General features: G+C 69.7%; 5 protein-coding genes. All 5 read left to right on the top strand.

Annotation, left to right across the window (positions count from 1 at the left end; all coding sequences use genetic code 11):
- Nucleotides 1-76 precede the first annotated feature (76 nt).
- A complete protein-coding gene (locus tag EAO76_RS39735) occupies nucleotides 77-1,552 on the top strand; it encodes a serine/threonine-protein kinase (RefSeq protein ID WP_262376148.1) in 1,476 nt (491 codons plus the stop codon).
- 520 nt (nucleotides 1,553-2,072) lie between these two features.
- Nucleotides 2,073-2,402, top strand: a complete 330-nt coding sequence (locus EAO76_RS39725; RefSeq protein ID WP_148841114.1) for a transposase — start codon at nucleotides 2,073-2,075, stop codon at nucleotides 2,400-2,402.
- A complete protein-coding gene (locus tag EAO76_RS39720) occupies nucleotides 2,399-3,310 on the top strand; it encodes an IS3 family transposase (protein ID WP_222872245.1) in 912 nt (303 codons plus the stop codon). The genes EAO76_RS39725 and EAO76_RS39720 overlap by 4 nt, the downstream gene beginning before the upstream one ends.
- 102 nt (nucleotides 3,311-3,412) lie before the next feature.
- Nucleotides 3,413-3,631, top strand: a complete 219-nt coding sequence (locus EAO76_RS39715; RefSeq protein WP_148841112.1) for a hypothetical protein — start codon at nucleotides 3,413-3,415, stop codon at nucleotides 3,629-3,631.
- 198 nt (nucleotides 3,632-3,829) lie between these two features.
- Nucleotides 3,830-4,018 (top strand): transposase family protein (locus EAO76_RS39710; RefSeq protein ID WP_148841111.1); only part of this gene is annotated, 189 nt, incomplete at its 3' end.

Genomic DNA, 4,018 nt, shown 5'->3' with positions numbered 1-4,018 from the left:
CTGGTGCACCGCCACCAGCGCCTCCGCGACCCCGGCCGCCAGCCACCACAACCCCCGCTCCGGCAGCACACCGCACCTGGCCCACGACGCGGATTTCCGCAAGCGGTTCGTCCGGGAGGCGCGGGCGGCGCAGCGGGTGAACGGGGTGTTCACCGCGCCGGTGGTGGGGGTGTCCGGTGAGGATGAGCCGGTGCCGTGGCTGGCGACGGCGTTCGTGCCGGCGCCGTCACTGGAGGAGGTCGTGGCGCGGTGCGGTGTGCTGCCGGAGCGGGGGTTGTGGTGGCTGGCGGCCGGGGTCGCGGAGGCGCTGGTGGCGGTGCACCAGGAGGGACTGGTGCACCGGGATCTGAAGCCGGGGAACGTGCTGGTGGCCGAGGACGGGCCGCGGGTGATCGACTTCGGGATCGCCAAGGCCCTGCACGGTTCCACCGCGTCGACGTCGGTGGGGCATGTGGTGGGGACGGCGGGGTTCATGGCGCCGGAGCATCTGCGGGGGGCGGCCGCGCCGACGAGTGACGTGTTCGCTCTGGGGGCGCTGCTGGTTCATGCGGCGACCGGGCGCGCGCCGTTCGTGGGGACGGACATCCTCGCGGTGATGACCGCGACGTTCTTCGACGCGCCGGACCTGGACGGCGTGCCGGGCGGGGTGGTGGGGCTGGTGCGGGACTGCCTCGACAAGGAACCGGGGCGGCGGCCGAGCCCCGAGGAGGTCCTCGAACGGTTCGCGCGGTACGCGGGCGCGGAAGCGAGTGCGCACGCGGTGCGAACGTGGCTGCCCCCGGCGGTGTGCGACCTGGTCGAGAACCGCGCCCGCCCCGGCCTCGTCTTCAGCGGCGCCGCGGAACAGACCGCGATCGTTCCTCCCCCGCCCCCGACGCGCCCGGTCACCCAGGAACAGGCACCACACCCGACGGAGGTGCGCGAGCCGACCGGGGGCGGGACAGCGTCCGGCGCGGAAGACCATGAGGGGGTTGATCAAAGCACGCTGGAAGCCCTGCGGGCCCGGGCGAAATTTCTTGGTGAAAGCGGTGAACCGGGCAAGGCTCGCGACCTGTTCACCTTGCTCGTACGCCGCCACGCCGAAGAACTCGGCGCCGACCACCCCCACACCTTCGGCGCCCGCGAGCAGCAGGCCCGTTGGACCGGCGATGCGGGCAACGCAGCCCAGGCGCGGGACCTGTGGTCAGCACTGGTCACCGACCGGACTCGTGTTTCGGGTGCCGATCACCCCCACACCCTCAGAGCCCGCCACAGCCACGCCGCCTGGACCGGCGAGGCTGGCGCTGCAGCCGAAGCACGTGACTTGTACGCGGCGCTGGTCACCGACCGGACTCGTGCCCTGGGCGCCGACCACCCCCACACCTTCGGCGCCCGCGAGCAGCAGGCCCGTTGGACCGGCGATGCGGGCAACGCAGCCCAGGCGCGGGACCTGTGGTCAGCACTGGTCACCGACCGGACTCGTGTTTCGGGTGCCGATCACCCCCACACCCTCAGAGCCCGTAGCCAGCACGCCCATTGGGCCAGGCAAGCCGGATCCACTGGTTCTGGATGATGGTGGTAGTGCTGCCGCCGGTCAGCCAACGCACCTGTGCCCAAGCGGAAGAACTGCTCCAGCTGCGGTACGCCGATCCCGGCGGCGAGGTCGGCCTGGCGCTCGTCGGTCAGGCGCATCAGGGCCTGGATCGTGAGCCGGAGGGTCTGCTCCGTACTGGGCATATGCGTACTCCGCATCAGGTATGCGCGGTCGGCGCCGGGTGTCACGCCGCGCTCGCGTGCCGGGTCCGGTCCGGTGTGCCGGAGGCCTGGCCGCGCTCGGTGCGGGCCCGGTGGCGGGCGGCCCGGATGCTGGCCTCCAGTGTTCCGTCGTGCCCGGTGCGGCGCTGCCGGGTCCGGAGAATTTCCTCCTGGGCGGCGATCTCAGTGAAGGCGTGTTCGGGTTCGCGGTGCCGGCGGAGTACTTCGATCTGGTGAGAGACGGCCTCGCGAACAAGGGGGCGAGGCAGCCGAGGGGCGGTGCCGGTGTTCCTCCCCTCGTAGCGTGGAGTCCGTGATTGCAGGGGGAGTTGGGGTTCATGGGTTCCAAGCAACGGACGTACACGCCTGAGTTTCGTGAGGGTGCTGTGCGCATCGTGATCGAGACGGGCAGGCCGATCCCTGAGGTCGCCGAGGAGCTCGGCGTCCACTCCGGCACGCTGCACAGCTGGGTGTCGCGGTGGCGGCGCAACGGGTCGGCGTCGTCCGACCGGCCGGCCGAGCCCGCGCCGGGCGGCCGGATGTGCGAGGCCGAGCGCGCCGAGCTGGAGCGGCTACGGCGGGAGATGTCGGAGAAGAACAAGCGGATACGCGAGCTGGAGATGGAGCGTGATGTCCTCAAGCGATGCATGGTCCTCTGGGTGAAGTGACCGGGACGGCCCCGGCCGCCCTGGCCGTGCTCATCGGTAACCAGAGGACCGAGCACCGCGTCCCGCACCGTCTGGCCTGCCAGGTCCTGGAAGTGTCGGAGTCCTGGTTCTACAAGTGGCGCGACAAGCCCACCACCGCGCGTGAAGTCCGGCGGGGACAGCTGGCCGACGCGATCACGGGGATCTTCGAGGGCTCCGGCGGCACCTACGGTTCCCCGAAGGTCTGGCTCCTTCTGGTCCGCGCGGGCTGGCGGGTCTCGGTGAACACCGTGGCCCGCCTCATGGCCGAACTCGGCCTGGCCGGACGGAAGGTCCGCCACCGGCGCGGGCTGACCCGGCCCGGCAAACGGCCGGCGGCGCCGGACTTCGTGCGTCGTGACTTCACCGCGGCGGCTCCGGACCAGGTGTGGTGCGGTGACATGACCGAGATCACCACTGGTGAGGGCAAGCTCTACCTGGCCACCGTCATCGACCTGTTCTCGCGCCGGCTGCTCGACTATGCGATGGGCGCCCGTCACGACGCCGAGCTCGTCGTCGCCTCCCTGAACATGGCCACGGCCACCCGCGGCGGCGACGTCAGGGGCGTGATCTTTCACAGCGACCACGGCAGCGAATACGTCTCCCGGCGCTTTCGCCGGGCCTGTCGCCGCCTGGGCGTGACCCAGTCCATGGGCCGCGTCGGGTCGTGTTTCGACAACGCCGTCAGCGAGGCGTTCAACAGCGTGCTCAAGGTCGAGTACGTCCACCGGCACACGTTCACCACCCGCACCGAGGCCCGGCTGAGGATCGCGACCTGGATCACCGGCTTCTACAACACCCGACGGCTACACAGCGTGTGCGGGTACCACAGCCCGATCGACTACGAACGAGACCACCAGGCCGACCCCACCGTGGAGCTGGCCGCTTGAAAGATCTCCACAACCCGAGGGGATTGACAGGGCAGGAACGCGTCGCCTGTGCTCTGCGAGCTCTACCATCGTCCACGTCGTTCCGATGGCCAGGGGGGCTTGATGAGGCAGAAACTCGTAGAGCACATGCGAGGCTGGACCGCACGACGAAAGATCTTGGTCTATCTGATCGCGCAGTCGATTCTGCTCGGTCTGATCATCATCATCGTCCGCACTTGGAACGCCGATGTCTCCTCTCTCGCCTATCTCGGTCCATGGCTCGGCGCAGTCGTGGGCGGACTGATCGGCATCGTCCTCGGATCACAGAGGCCATCCCGGTGATCGCTCAGCCGCGCAGGTTTCAGTAGCACCGGGCGAGCCACGCAGCTGCATGCTCAGAACGCGCTTTATCGGCCAGCCGTCCAGGCAGTGAGCCCTTTTCAACCTGGGCGTCTGGTTGCGGAGTTGGGCTGACAGACAGGTGAAGCCCCTGGTAGATGGGTTTTCGACCAAGAAATCCGTCTCCACCAGAGGCTTCGCATGCTTGTCTACCCGTCGGGCGTCGACGTGTCCAGTTCTGCCCTGCGCTTCCTGTCCGCTCGTCTGCGGCAGCATCGTCGCGCGATCGGCTCCCGCTGGAGGCGTCTGAATCCTGGCCGCCAGGCCCTGCTCGCGCTCGCCCACCTGCGGATGGGGCACACATATGCCCAGCTCGCGGCCGGGTTCGGG

It is taken from the genome of Streptomyces sp. sk2.1 (assembly GCF_008120935.1).
Classification (GTDB): domain Bacteria; phylum Actinomycetota; class Actinomycetes; order Streptomycetales; family Streptomycetaceae; genus Streptomyces.
This window is presented reverse-complemented; position numbering and strand designations above follow the sequence as displayed.

Excerpts from the sequence above, each read along its gene's own strand:
- EAO76_RS39725 (WP_148841114.1), top strand. The coding sequence starts at position 2,073 with ATGGGTTCCAAGCAACGGACGTACACGCCTGAGTTTCGTGAGGGTGCT.
- EAO76_RS39715 (WP_148841112.1), top strand. The coding sequence starts at position 3,413 with ATGAGGCAGAAACTCGTAGAGCACATGCGAGGCTGGACCGCACGACGA.